This is a genomic window from Bradyrhizobium sp. USDA 4452 (assembly GCF_054063575.1).
Window position 1 is genome coordinate 6,814,908 of record NZ_JBSSGK010000001.1, and the last position, 15,077, is coordinate 6,829,984.

The following is a 15,077-nucleotide window of genomic DNA, read 5'->3' on the forward strand; positions in this document are numbered from 1 at the left end:
TTTCTTAACGTTAAGTGCCGTTACTGAGAGGTGAAGTGCCGAACCGGTTTCGGGGGACGGCCAAGGTCCGCTGTTTGCGCGAAATCCCATGGAAACCCACCCAATTCCGGTCGGATATCAGGATTTGCGGCCGAGGACGGGAGTTGGCGCTGACATCACGCAGCGGCCGTTTTGCCGGAACAACCAGCGCGAGGATTCGAGACGCAATGAGTCGGCGCGCAGCCAGCTTGCATGCCAGCAACGCGGCCCTCTCCGGGGGTGGCGCATGAGCGAGCGTGCGCCCCGTCACATTTCCGTGCTGGGCCGCGAGGCGGTCGCCTATCTCGATCCGCGCGCCGGCGGCATCTATGTCGACGCGACCTTCGGCGCCGGCGGCTACAGCCGCATGATCCTCGATGTCGCCGATACGCGCGTCATCGGCATCGACCGCGACCGCACCGCGATAACAGGCGGCTTCGATCTGGTCGACGGCTCGGACGGCCGGCTGACGCTGGTCGAGGATCGCTTCTCCAATCTCGCGGAGGTCTGCGCATCGCAGGGGGTGGATCAGGTCGACGGCGTCGTGATGGATGTCGGCGTCTCCTCGATGCAACTCGACCAGGCCGAGCGCGGATTCTCGTTCCGCCTCGGTGGCCCGCTCGACATGCGCATGGCGCAGAGCGGTCCGACCGCGGCCGATGTGATCGCCACCGCTTCCGAGAAGCAGCTCGCCGACATCATCTATATCTTCGGCGAGGAGCGCCATTCGCGCGCCGTCGCGCGCGCCATCGCCGCCGCGCGCAAGGACGCGCCGATCGCGACGACCGAGGCGCTCGCCGACATCGTCGGCAAGGTGGTGCGCGCCAAGCCGAACGAGATCCATCCGGCGACACGGACCTTTCAGGCGCTACGCATCTTCGTCAATGAGGAGCTCGATGAGCTCTACCTCGCGCTGGCTGCGGCCGAGCGCGTGCTGAAGCCGGGCGGCCGGCTCGCCGTGGTCTCGTTCCATTCGCTGGAAGACCGCATCGTCAAGAATTTCCTCAGTGAGCGCGGCAAGGTCTCCGGCGGCTCGCGGCATCTGCCCGAAGTGGCGCAATCGGCACCGAGCTTTCAGATCCTGACCAAGCGGCCGGTGACACCCAGTGACGCCGAGATATCAGCCAATCCACGCGCCCGCTCGGCCAAGCTGCGCGCGGCCGAACGCACGGCGGCGCCGGCGCATCCGGATGACGACCTGCCGTCATGGCCGCGCCTTGCCGACCTGAAACGGGGAGGGTGACGATGCGTCTCCTCCATCTCCTCGTCATCGGCATGCTGATCTTCGCGGCGTCCTATGTCTACCGCATCAAGATGGAATCGACTGCGCGGGTCGAGCGCGTGCTGCAGCTCAACGCCGAGATCCGCGAGCAGCGCAACGCGATCGCCGCCTTGCGTGCCGAATGGGCCAAGCTCGACGCGCCGCTCAGGCTGCAAGGGCTTGCCGAACGCCACTTGCCGCTGAAGCCGGTCAACGCCAACCAGTACGATTCCCTGAAGAACCTGCCCGAGCGGCCGCCGAGCTTCACGCGGCCCGGTTCGCGCGATCCGATCGGCGCGATGATCGACACCATCGAGGCCGCCGCCGCGCCCGACAGCACCACCGGATCGATTGGCAAGCCGGCGACCGATCAGCCGGCCGCCGACCAGCCCGCGCCCGACGAAACCGAGCAGGGCGGGGGAGATCAGCAATGACGGGACCTGCCATGACCGATCCGGCACCCGCCAACCAACCGGCCGGGAAATCCGCCGAACCCTGGCGCGCGCGGCTGGTCCGCTCGCTGCTGTACGGCAGCAATGTCGACCGTGCCGCGAAAGCGCGCGCGCGCGTCGGCCTTGCGATCCTTGCCTTCGCCGCCGTCTATTGCGTGCTGGCCGGACGTCTCGTGCTGTTCGCCGTGGGCGCCGACAGTCATGGTGCGCGACGCGCCGCCTCGCAGGATGCGATCGCAACCGCGAGGCCGGACATCACCGACCGCAACGGCGCGATTCTTGCGACCGACGTCAAGGCGCCGAGCTTGTTCGCCGAGCCGCGCCGCTTGATCGACAAGGACGAGGCGATCGAGCTCTTGACCGGAGCCTTGCCCGATCTCGACACCAGCGAGGTGCGCGACCGCCTCTCGTCGCGCAAGGGCTTCGTCTGGCTGAAGCGCGAGATCACGCCGAAGCAACAGAACGACATCCATCGCCTCGGCCTTCCCGGCGTCGGCTTCCTGCGCGAGAACAAGCGCGTCTATCCGACCGGCAACGAGGTCGCCCATCTGATCGGCCTCGTCAACATCGACAACCAGGGCATCGCCGGCATGGAAAAGTGGCTGGACAATAACGGTCTGGCCGATCTGCACCGCGCGGGCTTTGCCACCGACCGGCTGCAGAAGCCGGTGGAACTGTCGATCGACCTGCGGGTCGAGCACGCGCTGCGCGACGAGTTGATCAAGGCGAAGGAGAAGTTCAAGGCCAAGGCCGCCTCCGGCCTCGTCTCCAACGTGCGCACCGGCGAGATCGTGGCGATGGTGTCGCTGCCGGATTTCGATCCGAACAATCCGAAGGAGGCGCACGATCCTGATCGCATCAACCGCCTGACCACCGGCGTCTACGAGATGGGCTCGACCTTCAAGGCGTTCACGCTGGCGATGGCGCTGGATAGCGGCCGGTTCGATCTCAACTCGATGTGGGATGCGCGCGGCCCGCTGCACTACGGCAAGTTCGCGATCCATGACGATCACAACATGGGCCGCATGATCAACATGAAGGAGGTGTTCTACTATTCCTCCAACATCGGCGCCGGGCGCATTGCGCTGGCGATGGGCGTCGACGCGCACAAGGCCTTCCTGCGCAAGATGGGGCAGCTCGAGCGGCTGCGCACCGAATTGCCGGAGAGCGCCTCGCCGATCGTGCCGAAGAAGTGGGGCGAACTGAACACCGTCACCATCTCGTTCGGTCACGGCATCGCGGTGGCGCCGCTGCAGGCGGTGATGGGCATCGACGCGCTGGTCAACGGCGGCTACCTGATCCCGCCGACCTTCCTGAAACGCTCCGAGCAGGAGGCGATGGCGCTGGCCAAGCGCGTCATCAAGCCCGAAACCTCGGACAAGATGCGCTATCTGATGCGGCTCAATGCCGAGGTCGGTACCGCCAAGAAGGCCGACGTCAAGGGCTACTATATCGGCGGCAAGACCGGCACCGCGGAGAAGGTGATCAACGGCCGCTACGCCAAGAAGCGCGTGCTGAACGCCTTCACCGCGATCCTGCCCGCCGACAATCCGAAATACCAGCTGCTGATCATGCTCGACGAGCCGCAGCCCCTGAAGGAGACCTACGGTTTCATCACCTCGGGCTGGAATGCGGTGCCGACCGGCGGCAACGTGATCGCCCGAATTGCGCCGCTTTTGGGCGTTGAACCGCGCTTCGACCTGCCGCCGTCCGACCGCCTTATTCTTGCGGCATCCAGAACAACCCAGTAAGGCGTATATTCACAGCATGATCCGGACCGGAACGGCCGCGGTAGCGAAAAATGCGAAGCGGTTTTCCGGACCAGACCATGCTCAGACAACGGCGCCAGAACGGCGCCGGCCGGACTGGAAGATCATGAGACTTCGCGACCTCTTCAGCGCCGATGCCACGATCGATCCAGGAATCGACCCAAGGATCGATCCGAGTGCCGACGAGATCGTCGTCGGTGGCCTTGCGGTCGACAGCCGCGCGGTGAAGCCGGGCGACCTGTTCTTCGCGCTGGCCGGCAGCAAGACTGACGGTGCACGCTTCGTCGACGCGGCGATCGCCGCGGGCGCCGTCGCGGTCGCCGGCGACCATCGGCCCCAGCGCGCGCTTGGCGTGCCGTTCGTGATGACACCGAATCCGCGCCGCGCGCTGGCGCTCGCCGCGGCCATATTCTATCCGCGCCAGCCCGCAACGATTGCGGCGGTGACCGGCACCAGCGGCAAGACCTCGGTCGCGGCCTTTACGCGCCAGATCTGGCAACGGCTCGGTCACTCCTCCGCTAGCATCGGCACCATCGGCCTCGTCTCGGACAAGCGCACCGTCTATGGCTCGCTGACCACGCCCGACCCGATCGCGCTGCATCGCCAACTCGACGAGATCGCGCGTGACGGCGTCACCCATCTCGCCTTCGAGGCTTCCTCGCACGGTCTCGACCAGTATCGGCTCGACGGCGTGCGCATCGCAGCCGGCGGCTTCACCAATCTGTCGCGCGACCACATGGATTATCATCCCGACGTCGCGCACTACCTCAATGCGAAGCTCCGCCTGTTCCGCGATCTCGTTGCGCCCGGCGGCGCGGCGGTGATCTCGGCCGATCACGACTGCTCGGCGCAAGTGATCGACGCGGCGCGGGCGAGGCGCCTGCGCATCATCGCGGTCGGCCGCAATGCCGACGCCGCCGAGGGCATCAAGCTCACCGATGCTGCAATCGAAGGCTTTGCCCAGAAGCTCGTGATCGAGCACCGCGGGCGTAAGCACGCGATCCGGCTGCCGCTGGTCGGCGAATTCCAGATCGAGAACGCGCTGGTCGCGGCTGGCCTTGCGATCGGCACCGGCAGCGCGACGGAAGACGTGTTCGGCTGCCTCGAACATCTCGAGGGCGCCAAGGGCCGGCTTGAATTCGTCGGCGAGCATAATGGTGCGCCGATCTTCGTCGACTACGCCCACAAGCCCGATGCGCTCGCCAAGGCGCTGCAGGCGCTGCGGCCCTATGCCAAGCGCAGGCTGGTCGTGATCTTCGGCGCCGGTGGCGACCGTGACGCCGGTAAGCGTCCGATCATGGGCGCGATCGCGGCCGAGAACGCCGATCACATCATCGTCACCGACGACAATCCGCGCAGCGAGAAGCCGGAGGCGATCCGCGCCGCGATCATGGCCACTGCAAAGGGCGCGCGCGAGATCGGCGACCGCGCTGCCGCGATTCGCGCCGGGATTGCCGGGCTCGAGCCCGGCGACGCGCTGGTCGTCGCCGGCAAGGGCCATGAGGTCGGGCAGATCGTCGGCGGCACGACGCTGCCCTTCAGCGATCATGAGGCGGTTGCTGCCGCGCTAGCAGAGGAGGGCGCATGAGCACGATGTTGTGGACCTCGGATGCGATGGCGCAAGCGATGCGCGCCGCCACGCAAGGCGCATTGCCAAACGGCGTCACCGGTCTCTCGATCGACAGTCGCACCATCGCGCCGGGCGATGCGTATTTCGCCATCAAGGGCGACGTCCATGACGGCCATGCCTTCGTCGAGGCCGCGCTGAAGGCCGGCGCCGGGCTCGCCGTGGTCGAGACCGCGCAACGGGCAAAATTTCCCGCCGATGTGCCGTTGCTCGTGGTCGACGACGTGCTCGCCAGCCTCGTCGAACTTGCGCACGCCTCGCGCGCGCGGCTCAACGCGCGCATCATCGCGGTGACCGGCTCGGTCGGCAAGACCTCGACCAAGGAGGCGCTGCGCCGCGTGCTGTCGGCGCAAGGCGAGACCCATGCCTCGGTTGCCTCGTTCAACAATCACTGGGGCGTGCCGCTGTCGCTGGCGCGCTGCCCGGCGAGCGCGCGCTTTGCGGTGTTCGAGATCGGCATGAACCATGCCGGCGAGATCACGCCGCTGGTCAAGATGGTGCGCCCGCACGTTGCAATCATCACCACGATCGAGCCGGTGCATCTGGAATTTTTCTCCGGGATCGAGGCGATCGCTGACGCCAAGGCGGAGATATTCGCAGGGCTGGAGCCCAATGGCGCGGTGGTGCTCAACCGCGACAACGGGCAGTTCGCGCGGCTGCAGAAGCAGGCCAAGAAAGCCGGCATCTCGCGCATCGTCTCGTTCGGCGCCGACAAGCGTGCCGAGGCGCGGCTGATCGATCTCTCGCTGCATGCGACCTGTTCGGCGGTGCACGCCGACATTCTGGATCATGACATCACCTACAAGATCGGCATGCCCGGCCGGCACATGGCGATGAACTCGCTCGCGGTGCTCGCGGGCGCGTCGCTGCTCGGCGCCGATATCGCGCGCGCGGCGCTGTCGCTGTCGCAGCTCGAAGCGCCGTCCGGTCGCGGTCTTCGCCGCGCGCTCGAGGTCGGCCATGGCGAGGCGACGCTGATCGACGAGAGCTACAACGCCAACCCGGCCTCGATGGGCGCCGCGCTCAACGTGCTCGGCCAGGCCCAGACCGGGCCGCATGGCCGCCGCATCGCCGTGCTCGGCGACATGCTTGAACTCGGGCCGACCGGGCCCGACCTGCACCGCGACCTGAACGAGGCCGTGACCGCCAACCGCATCGACCTCGTATATTGTTGTGGTCCGCTGATGCGGAATCTGTGGGATGCCCTTTCCCCGGGCAAGCGGGGAGGCTATGCCGAGAGTTCGGCGGCGCTCGAAGCGCAGGTGGTCGCCGCGGTCCGTGCCGGTGACGTGATCATGGTGAAGGGCTCGCTGGGATCGAAGATGAAGCTCATTGTCAGCGCGCTGGAAAAACGCTTCCCCGACAAGGCCGCGCACGAAGAAGCGGTATAGGACTTTTTGAATGTTCTACTGGTTGATCGAACTGTCCAACACCGTTCCGGGGTTTGGGCCATTCCGCAGCGCTCTGAACGTGTTCCGTTACATCACCTTCCGCACCGGCGGCGCGATGGTGACCGGTGCGCTGTTCGTGTTCCTGTTCGGGCCCTGGATCATCGATCATTTGCGGCTGCGGCAGGGCAAGGGCCAGCCGATCCGCACCGATGGCCCGCAATCGCACCTGATCTCCAAGAAGGGCACGCCCACCATGGGCGGGCTGATGATCCTGTCCGGGCTCGTGGTGTCGACGCTGCTCTGGGCCAACCCGCTCAATCCCTATGTCTGGATCGTGCTCGCGGTGACGCTCGGCTTTGGTTTCGTCGGCTTCTATGACGATTATCTCAAGGTCACAAAGCAGTCGCACAGCGGCTTCGCCGGCAAGCTGCGGCTCCTGATCGAGGCAGCGATCGGGCTCGCCGCCACCTACGCGCTGGTCCGGCTCGGCCGCGACGTGTCCTCGACCTCGCTTGTGATACCGTTCTTCAAGGACCTCGTGATCAATTTCGGCTGGTTCTTCGTGATCTTCGGCGCCTTCGTGATGGTCGGCGCCGGCAACGCGGTGAACCTGACTGACGGCCTCGACGGCCTCGCGATCGTGCCTGTCATGATCGCGGCCGCGAGCTTCGGCATGATCTCGTACCTGACCGGCAACGCGGTGTTCTCGGACTACCTGCAGATCAACTACGTCGCCGGCACCGGCGAACTGGCGGTGCTATGCGGCGCGGTGCTGGGCGCAGGTCTCGGCTTCCTCTGGTTCAACGCACCGCCGGCCTCGATCTTCATGGGCGACACCGGCTCGCTCGCGCTCGGCGGCATGCTGGGTGCCACCGCCGTTGCGGTCAAGCACGAGATCGTGCTGGCCGTGATCGGCGGCCTGTTCGTGCTGGAGGCGGTCTCGGTCATCGTCCAGGTCACCTCGTTCAAGCTCACCGGCAAGCGCGTGTTTCGGATGGCGCCGCTGCACCATCATTTCGAGCAGAAGGGCTGGACCGAGCCGCAGATCGTGATCCGGTTCTGGATCATCTCGGTGATGCTGGCGCTCGCCGGCCTCTCGACCCTCAAGCTGCGCTGAGCGTCACCATGATCCCGGTCACCTCCTTCTCGGGCAAGACGGTCGCGGTGTTCGGGCTCGGCGGCTCCGGGCTCGCGAGCTGCCACGCGCTGAAGGCCGGTGGCGCGGAGGTGATCGCGGCCGACGACAGTGCCGACAACGTCGCCAAGGCGGCGCAGGCCGGCTTCACCACCGCCGATCTGCGCACCGTGTCGTGGGCGAATTTCGCCGCCCTGATCCTGACCCCCGGTGCGCCGCTGACGCATCCGGCGCCGCACTGGAGCGTGCTGAAGGCGCGCGAGGCCGGTGTCGAGGTGATCGGCGACGTCGAACTGTTCTGCCGCGAACGGCGCCGTCATGCACCGAACGCGCCGTTCGTCGCCATCACCGGCACCAACGGCAAGTCGACCACGACGGCGCTGATCGCGCATCTGATGAAGGTCGCCGGCTACGACACCCAGATGGGCGGCAATATCGGCACCGCGATCCTGTCGCTGGAGCCGCCGCGGATGGGCCGCGTCCATGTCATCGAGATGTCGTCCTACCAGATCGACCTTGCGCCATCGCTCGATCCTTCGGTCGGTATCCTGATCAACATCAGTGAGGACCACATCGATCGCCACGGCACGCTGGAGCATTACGCGGCGGTCAAGGAGCGGCTGGTCGTTGGCGTGCAACAGGGCGGCACCGCGATCGTCGGCGTCGACGATGGCTGGTGCCGCGACATCGCCGACCGGCTCGATCGCGCCGGCAAGCGCGTGGTGCGCATCTCGGTAAAGAACCCGCTGCCCGACGGCCTCTATGTCGAGCACGAGACCATCGTGCGTGCCCAGGGTGCGGCGCGCAGCGAGGTCGCGCGTCTCGGCGGCATAGGCTCGCTGCGCGGCCTGCATAATGCGCAGAACGCGGCCTGCGCCTCGGCCTGTGCGCTGGCGATGGGGATTGCGACCGATGTGCTGCAGAACGCCCTGCGCAGCTTCCCGGGTCTGGCACATCGCATGGAGCAGGTCGGCCGTCGCGGCAACGTGCTGTTCGTCAACGACTCCAAGGGCACCAACGCGGATGCCGCCGCGCATGCGCTGTCGTCGTTCGCCGATATCTACTGGATCGCCGGCGGCAAGCCGAAGGCCGGTGGCATCACCGGTCTCACCGAATACTTCCCACGCATCCGCAAGGCCTATCTGATCGGCGAGGCGGCGGCCGAATTCTCCGGTACGCTCGGCGACCGCGTCCCGCATGAGATGTCCGGCACGCTCGACGTCGCGATCGTCAGCGCCGCGCGCGATGCCGAGGCGTCGGGACTGAGCGAAGCCGTCGTGCTGCTGTCGCCGGCCTGCGCCTCGTTCGACCAGTACCGCAATTTCGAAATCCGCGGCACCGCCTTCCGCGACATCGTCCAGGCGCTGCCCGGCATCAAGCCGGTGGTGTAGACACAAGTTGTCCGTCATTCGCCGGCGGGTGAAGACGCCGCATAAGCTGTCTGACGGTTGAATCAGAACTTGCACCGTCATGCTGAGGTGCGAGCGAAGCGAGCCTCGAAGCACGGCGGCACGGCTGGTGGCCGCGCATCCTTCGAGGCTCGCTGCGGTCGCGCCCTCAGGATGACTGGGTTGGCAGGGGGCAGGCGGCGGCGTTGAGCTTTAAAGCGACTTCCCAAAGCCCCTCCCTCAAAAGTTACCCAACCCGTTAACCCCTTGGAAACCATCCTGCGCCACGAATGAACGTTATCTCTGCCATCTGGGGACGCCCATGCTCGCCCGTGACCAACGCACCCCGTTCTCGGACTGGTGGTGGACCGTCGACAAGCTGCTGCTTGTGGCGATCGCCGCGTTGATGCTGGCCGGGGTCATCCTGTCGTTGGCGGCGAGCCCGCCGGTCGCGACCCGGATCGGGCTCGATCCGTTCCACTTCTTCAACCGCCACGTCATGTTCCTGGTGCCCTCACTGATCGTGCTGATCGGCGTATCGTTCATGACGCCGCGGCAGATCCGACGCACTGCACTTGTGGTGTTCGTGCTGTCGATCGCGCTGATCGTGCTGACGCTGCTGGTCGGGCCCGAGGTCAAGGGCTCGCGGCGCTGGATCACGCTGCTCGGCGTCAACATCCAGGCCTCCGAAGCCGCCAAGCCCGCCTTCGTGATCGTCGCGGCCTGGCTGTTTGCGGAATCCACCAAACGGCCGGAGATGCCGGCGACGTCGATGGCGCTGGTGCTGCTGATGACGCTGGTGTCGCTCCTGGTGCTGGAGCCCGACTTCGGACAGACCATGCTGATCACGACAGTCTGGGGCGCGCTGTTCTTCATCGCGGGCATGCGGATGATCTGGGTGTTCGGGCTCGCGGGCGCCGCCGGCGCCGGCCTGTTCGGCGCCTATCTCCTGGTGCCGCACGTCGCCGGCCGCATCAAGCGCTTCATGAATCCCGCTTCCGGCGATACCTTCCAGGTCGACACCGCGATGGAGGCGTTCTGGAACGGCGGCTGGTTCGGTCTCGGACCCGGTGAGGGAATTGCAAAACGCAGCCTGCCGGACAGCCACACCGACTTCGTGTTCGCGGTCGCGGCGGAAGAGTTCGGCATTATCCTCTGCTTGATGCTGGTCGCGCTGTTCGGCTTCATCGTGATCCGCACGCTGACGCGCGCCTACGCCACCGAGGACATGTTCTCGCGCTTCGCCGCGTCGGGGCTTGCGATCCTGTTCGGCGTGCAGGCGACCATCAACATGGCGGTCAATCTGCAACTGATCCCGGCCAAGGGCATGACGCTGCCGTTCATCTCCTATGGCGGCTCATCATTCGTGTCGCTCGCCTATGGCGTCGGCATGATGCTTGCGCTGACACGGCAGCGACCGCGCACCGAGATCGAATCGATGGAAGGCGCCAGCGCCCGGCGCGCCTACGCGTAGGTGACTGTGACGGCGGCGTCGGTTAACTGGGAACCATGGACAACGCGCCCCTGATTCTGCTGGCGGCCGGCGGCACCGGCGGCCATTTATTCCCGGCCGAAGCGCTCGCCGTGGAACTGATCAGGCGTGGCCTGCGGGTGCGGCTGGCGACCGACGGCCGCGCGCTGCGCTATTCCGGCCTGTTCGGCCGGGAGAGTATCGAGCTGGTGCCGAGCGCGACCGTGCGCAGCCGCAACCCGGTCTCGCTCGCGCAAACCGTGCTGATGCTCGGCTACGGCACGCTGGTGGCCGCCAATGTGGTGCGCCGGCTGAAGCCCGCGGCCGTCGTCGGCTTCGGCGGTTACCCGACCCTGCCGCCGCTGATGGCCGCGCGGCTGCTCGGCGTGCCCGGCGTCATCCACGACGCCAATGCGGTGCTCGGCCGTGCCAATCGCTTCCTCTCCAGCCGCGTCAACGCGATCGCGACCTCGCTGCCGGGCGTGCTCGATCGCGATCCCGCGCTCGCCGGCAAGGCGACCACCGTCGGCACGCCGATGCGGCCGGCGATCCTCGCCGCCGCCGCGGTGAAATACACGCCGCCGGAGGTGAACGGGCCACTGCGCCTGCTCGTCGTCGGCGGCAGCCAGGGCGCGCGGGTGATGAGCGATATCGTGCCGCCGGCGATCGAGCAGCTCGATCCCGCGCTGTGGAGCCGCCTGATCATCACCCAGCAGGTGCGCGAAGAGGACATGGCGCGGGTGCGCGCGATCTACGACCGGCTCAAGATCAATGCCGAGCTGGCGCCGTTCTTCACGGATTTGCCGGCGCGGCTCGCCTCGAGCCAACTGGTGATCTCGCGTTCCGGCGCCGGCACCGTCGCCGAGCTTGCCGCGATCGGCCGGCCCTCGATCCTGGTGCCGCTGCCGGGCGCGATCGATCAGGACCAGTTCGCCAATGCCGGCGTGCTGTCGCAGGCCGGCGGCGCGCTGCGCATCGCGCAGAACGACTTCACGCCGGCGCGGCTCGCCGCCGAAATCTCGGCCTTCGCCGCCGAGCCCGCGAGATTGACTGCGATGGCGGAGGCCGCGCGCGGGGTCGGCCGGCTCGATGCCGCCGAGCGGCTGGCCGATCTGGTGGCAAAAGTGGCAGGAATTTAGGCGTTCGCGAGGAATTTTCGGCCATGGGGCGTTATGGCCGGGCTTGTCTCGGCTACCCGCGTCTTTCATAAGTCGATTGGACACAATGAGGCTAGCACCAGCATGAGACTGCCGCGCGAGATCGGACCCATTCACTTCGTCGGGATCGGCGGCATCGGCATGAGCGGCATTGCCGAGGTGCTGATCAATCTCGGCTACACCGTGCAAGGCTCGGACGCGTCGGACAATTACAACCTCGATCGGCTGCGCAAGAAGGGCGCCAAGATCTCGGTCGGCCACGCCGCCGAGAATGTCGATGGCGCCGATGTCGTCGTGGTCTCGACCGCGATCAAGCGCGACAATCCCGAATTGATGGCGGCCCGCGCGCGGCGCATTCCCGTGGTGCGGCGGGCTGAGATGCTGGCCGAACTGATGCGGCTGAAGAGCTGCGTCGCGATCGCCGGCACCCATGGCAAGACCACCACGACCACGATGGTGGCGACCTTGCTGGATGCCGGCGGGCTCGATCCGACCGTGATCAATGGCGGGATCATCAATGCCTACGGCTCCAACGCGCGGCTCGGGGCCGGCGACTGGATGGTGGTGGAAGCCGACGAGAGCGACGGCACCTTCCTGAAGCTGCCGTCCGACGTCGTCATCGTCACCAATATCGATCCCGAGCATCTCGATCATTTCAAAACGTTCGAAGCGATCCAGGACGCGTTCCGCAATTTCGTCGAGAACGTTCCGTTCTACGGCTTTGCCGTGATGTGCACCGATCATCCGGTGGTGCAGACCCTGGTCGGCAAGATCGAGGATCGCCGCATCATCACCTACGGGCAGAATCCGCAGGCCGACGCGCAGCTGCTAGACCTGACGCCGATGGGCGGCGGCTCGAAATTCAAGGTCGCGATCCGCGATCGCAAGTCGGGCGCGACGCACGAGATCGCCGACATCATGCTGCCGATGCCGGGACGCCATAACGCGTCGAACGCGACGGCGGCGATCGCAGTCGCGCATCAGCTCGGCGTGTCCGACGATGTGATCCGCCAGGCGATGGCCGGCTTCGGCGGCGTGAAGCGACGCTTCACCAAGACCGGCGAGACCAACGGCATCACCGTGATCGACGATTACGGTCATCATCCGGTCGAGATCGCGGCCGTGCTGAAGGCGGCGCGCGAATCCACCAACGGCAAGATCGTCGCCGTCGTGCAGCCGCATCGCTACACCCGCCTGCAGTCGCTGTTCGAGGAGTTCTGCACCTGCTTCAACGACGCCGATGCGGTCGTGGTTGCGGAGGTCTATCCGGCCGGCGAGACGCCGATCGCAGGCATCGACCGCGACCATTTTGCCGCCGGCCTGCGCGCCCACGGCCATCGCAACGTTGTGCCGCTGCCTGACGCCGGTGAGCTCGCGAAGATCGTGCACGGCCTCGCCAAGTCCGGCGACCTCGTGGTCTGTCTCGGCGCCGGCAACATCACGCAATGGGCCTACGCACTGCCCGGCGAATTGAAGGCGCTGGGGTGATCGTGACCTTCCCGGACATCACGCCCGACCTGAAAGCCGCGATGCCGGAGTTGCGCGGGCGGCTGCTGGCGAACCAGTCGATGGCGGAGCTGACCTGGTTTCGCGTCGGCGGTCCGGCGCAGGTGCTGTTCACGCCGGCCGATGAGGATGATCTCGCCTATTTCCTGAAGCGCCTGCCGCAGGAATTGCCGGTCTATGTCGTCGGCGTCGGCTCCAACCTGATCGTGCGCGATGGCGGCATGCCTGGCGTCGTGATCCGGCTCGCGCCGCGCGCATTCGGCGAGACCAGTGCGGCTGGCGATGTCGTCACCGCCGGTGCCGCAGCGCTAGACAAGCGCGTCGCCGAGACGGCGGCGGCGGCTGATATCGGCGGCATGGAATTCTTGTTCGGGATTCCCGGCACGGTCGGCGGCGCGCTGCGCATGAATGCCGGCGCCAATGGCGGAGAGACCAAGGACGTGCTGATCGAGGCCACCGGCATCGGCCGTGACGGCACGAAGCACATGTTCGGCAATGCGGATATGAAGTTCGTCTATCGCAACTCCGGCGTCGATCCGTCGATCGTGTTCACATCGGCGCGCTTCCGCGGCAGGATCACCGATGCGGATGCGATCCGCACCCGCATGAACGAGGTGCAGACCCATCGCGAGACCGCGCAGCCGATCCGCGAAAAGACTGGCGGTTCGACGTTCAAGAACCCGCCGGGCAACAGCGCCTGGAAACTGATCGACGCTGCCGGCTGCCGTGGCCTCAAGGTCGGCGGCGCGCAGGTGTCGGAGATGCACTGCAATTTCCTGATCAACACCGGTAACGCCACCGGGCATGACATCGAGACGCTCGGCGAGACGGTGCGGGAACGGGTCAAGCAGACCAGCGGAATTGAGCTGCACTGGGAAATCAAGCGGATCGGGAAGAGCTGATGCAGGTGACCATTCTGTTCGGCGGCACCAACAAGGAGCGGCTGGTCTCGGTGGCGAGCGCGCAGGCGCTGCATCGCGCGCTGCCCGATGCGGAGCTCTGGTTCTGGGACGTCGACGATACCGTGCATGCGGTGACGTCCGAACAGCTGCTCGGCCACACGCGGCCCTTCGAGATCGACTTCAAGCCCGATGGTCGCGGCATCGCGCTGGACCAGGCGCTCGACAAAGCCAGCGTCGAGCAGCGCGTGCTGGTGCTCGGTTTGCACGGTGGCCGCGCGGAGAACGGCGAGTTGCAGGCGATGTGCGAGATGCGCGGCGTCGCGTTCACCGGCTCGGGCTCCGCGTCATCGCATCTGGCGTTCGACAAGCCGTCGGCGAAGCGCTTCGCCGCGATCGCGGGCCTCAACGCGCCGCAGGGCATCACCGTCGACGAGATCGACGATGCCTTCGCGAAGCACGGCAGACTGATCGCAAAGCCCGCCAAGGACGGTTCGAGCTACGGGCTGATCTTCGTCAACGCGAAACAGGACCTCGTCGCAGTCCGCAATGCGGCGAAGCATGAAGACTATCTGATCGAGCCGTTCGTATCGGGCGTCGAGGCGACCTGCGGCGTGCTCGAGCAATCCGACGGCACGGTGTTCGCGCTGCCGCCGATCGAGATCGTGCCGGCGGAGGGGGGCTTCGACTACACAGCCAAATATCTCCTGAAGTCGACCCAGGAGATCTGTCCCGGCCGCTTCGCGCCCGAGGTCAGCGCTGCGATCATGGATCATGCGTTGCGGGCGCACCGCGCATTGTCCTGCACCGGCTACTCGCGCAGCGATTTCATCGTGTCGGCCACTGGCCCGGTCTACCTCGAGACCAACACGCTGCCCGGCCTCACCGCGGCATCCCTTTACCCTAAGGCCTTGAAAGCACAGGGCATCGGCTTTGGCCACTTCCTGGCCGACCAGATCGAGCTCGGCCGCCGCCGCGCCAGGCGTTAAGGCCGATCGGGTGG

At 66.5% G+C, this 15,077-nt stretch carries 12 protein-coding genes; all 12 read left to right on the forward strand.

Translation table 11 applies throughout. From position 1 onward, the window contains the following. Positions 1–265 precede the first annotated feature (265 nt). A complete protein-coding gene (rsmH, locus tag ACVISU_RS31880; protein ID WP_456709571.1) occupies positions 266–1,261 on the forward strand; it encodes a 16S rRNA (cytosine(1402)-N(4))-methyltransferase RsmH in 996 nt (331 codons plus the stop codon). 2 nt (positions 1,262–1,263) lie between these two features. Next, entirely contained in the window at positions 1,264–1,713 is a 450-nt protein-coding gene (gene ftsL / locus ACVISU_RS31885; RefSeq protein ID WP_050403233.1) for a cell division protein FtsL, read from the forward strand. Continuing rightward, positions 1,710–3,482, forward strand: coding sequence for a peptidoglycan D,D-transpeptidase FtsI family protein (locus tag ACVISU_RS31890; RefSeq protein ID WP_430641553.1), 1,773 nt, complete (start codon positions 1,710–1,712; stop codon positions 3,480–3,482). Before ftsL ends, ACVISU_RS31890 begins: the two co-directional genes overlap by 4 nt. A gap of 124 nt (positions 3,483–3,606) precedes the next feature. Further along, the gene (locus tag ACVISU_RS31895; RefSeq protein WP_456709572.1) at positions 3,607–5,088 is read left to right on the forward strand and encodes a UDP-N-acetylmuramoyl-L-alanyl-D-glutamate--2,6-diaminopimelate ligase; all 1,482 of its coding nucleotides are present in this window, start codon (positions 3,607–3,609) and stop codon (positions 5,086–5,088) included. After that, on the forward strand, positions 5,085–6,518 hold the full coding sequence (locus tag ACVISU_RS31900; protein WP_456709573.1) for a UDP-N-acetylmuramoylalanyl-D-glutamyl-2,6-diaminopimelate--D-alanyl-D-alanine ligase: 1,434 nt from the start codon (positions 5,085–5,087) through the stop codon (positions 6,516–6,518). The genes ACVISU_RS31895 and ACVISU_RS31900 overlap by 4 nt, the downstream gene beginning before the upstream one ends. A gap of 10 nt (positions 6,519–6,528) precedes the next feature. Continuing rightward, positions 6,529–7,635 carry a phospho-N-acetylmuramoyl-pentapeptide-transferase gene (gene mraY, locus ACVISU_RS31905; RefSeq protein ID WP_050403237.1) on the forward strand — a complete coding sequence of 369 codons (1,107 nt, stop codon included), beginning with the start codon at positions 6,529–6,531 and terminating at the stop codon, positions 7,633–7,635. An 8-nt stretch (positions 7,636–7,643) separates the two neighbouring features. Beyond that, a complete protein-coding gene (gene murD / locus ACVISU_RS31910) occupies positions 7,644–9,044 on the forward strand; it encodes a UDP-N-acetylmuramoyl-L-alanine--D-glutamate ligase (protein WP_456709574.1) in 1,401 nt (466 codons plus the stop codon). A gap of 319 nt (positions 9,045–9,363) precedes the next feature. Beyond that, entirely contained in the window at positions 9,364–10,515 is a 1,152-nt protein-coding gene (gene ftsW / locus ACVISU_RS31915; protein WP_456709575.1) for a putative lipid II flippase FtsW, read from the forward strand. 35 nt (positions 10,516–10,550) lie between these two features. Next, positions 10,551–11,651 carry an undecaprenyldiphospho-muramoylpentapeptide beta-N-acetylglucosaminyltransferase gene (gene murG / locus ACVISU_RS31920; RefSeq protein ID WP_063695363.1) on the forward strand — a complete coding sequence of 367 codons (1,101 nt, stop codon included), beginning with the start codon at positions 10,551–10,553 and terminating at the stop codon, positions 11,649–11,651. A 102-nt stretch (positions 11,652–11,753) separates the two neighbouring features. Next, positions 11,754–13,157 carry a UDP-N-acetylmuramate--L-alanine ligase gene (murC, locus tag ACVISU_RS31925; RefSeq protein WP_456709576.1) on the forward strand — a complete coding sequence of 468 codons (1,404 nt, stop codon included), beginning with the start codon at positions 11,754–11,756 and terminating at the stop codon, positions 13,155–13,157. 2 nt (positions 13,158–13,159) lie between these two features. Next, positions 13,160–14,077, forward strand: a complete 918-nt coding sequence (gene murB / locus ACVISU_RS31930; protein WP_456710947.1) for a UDP-N-acetylmuramate dehydrogenase — start codon at positions 13,160–13,162, stop codon at positions 14,075–14,077. Beyond that, entirely contained in the window at positions 14,077–15,063 is a 987-nt protein-coding gene (locus ACVISU_RS31935; protein WP_456709577.1) for a D-alanine--D-alanine ligase family protein, read from the forward strand. Before murB ends, ACVISU_RS31935 begins: the two co-directional genes overlap by 1 nt. Positions 15,064–15,077: the final 14 nt, after the last annotated feature.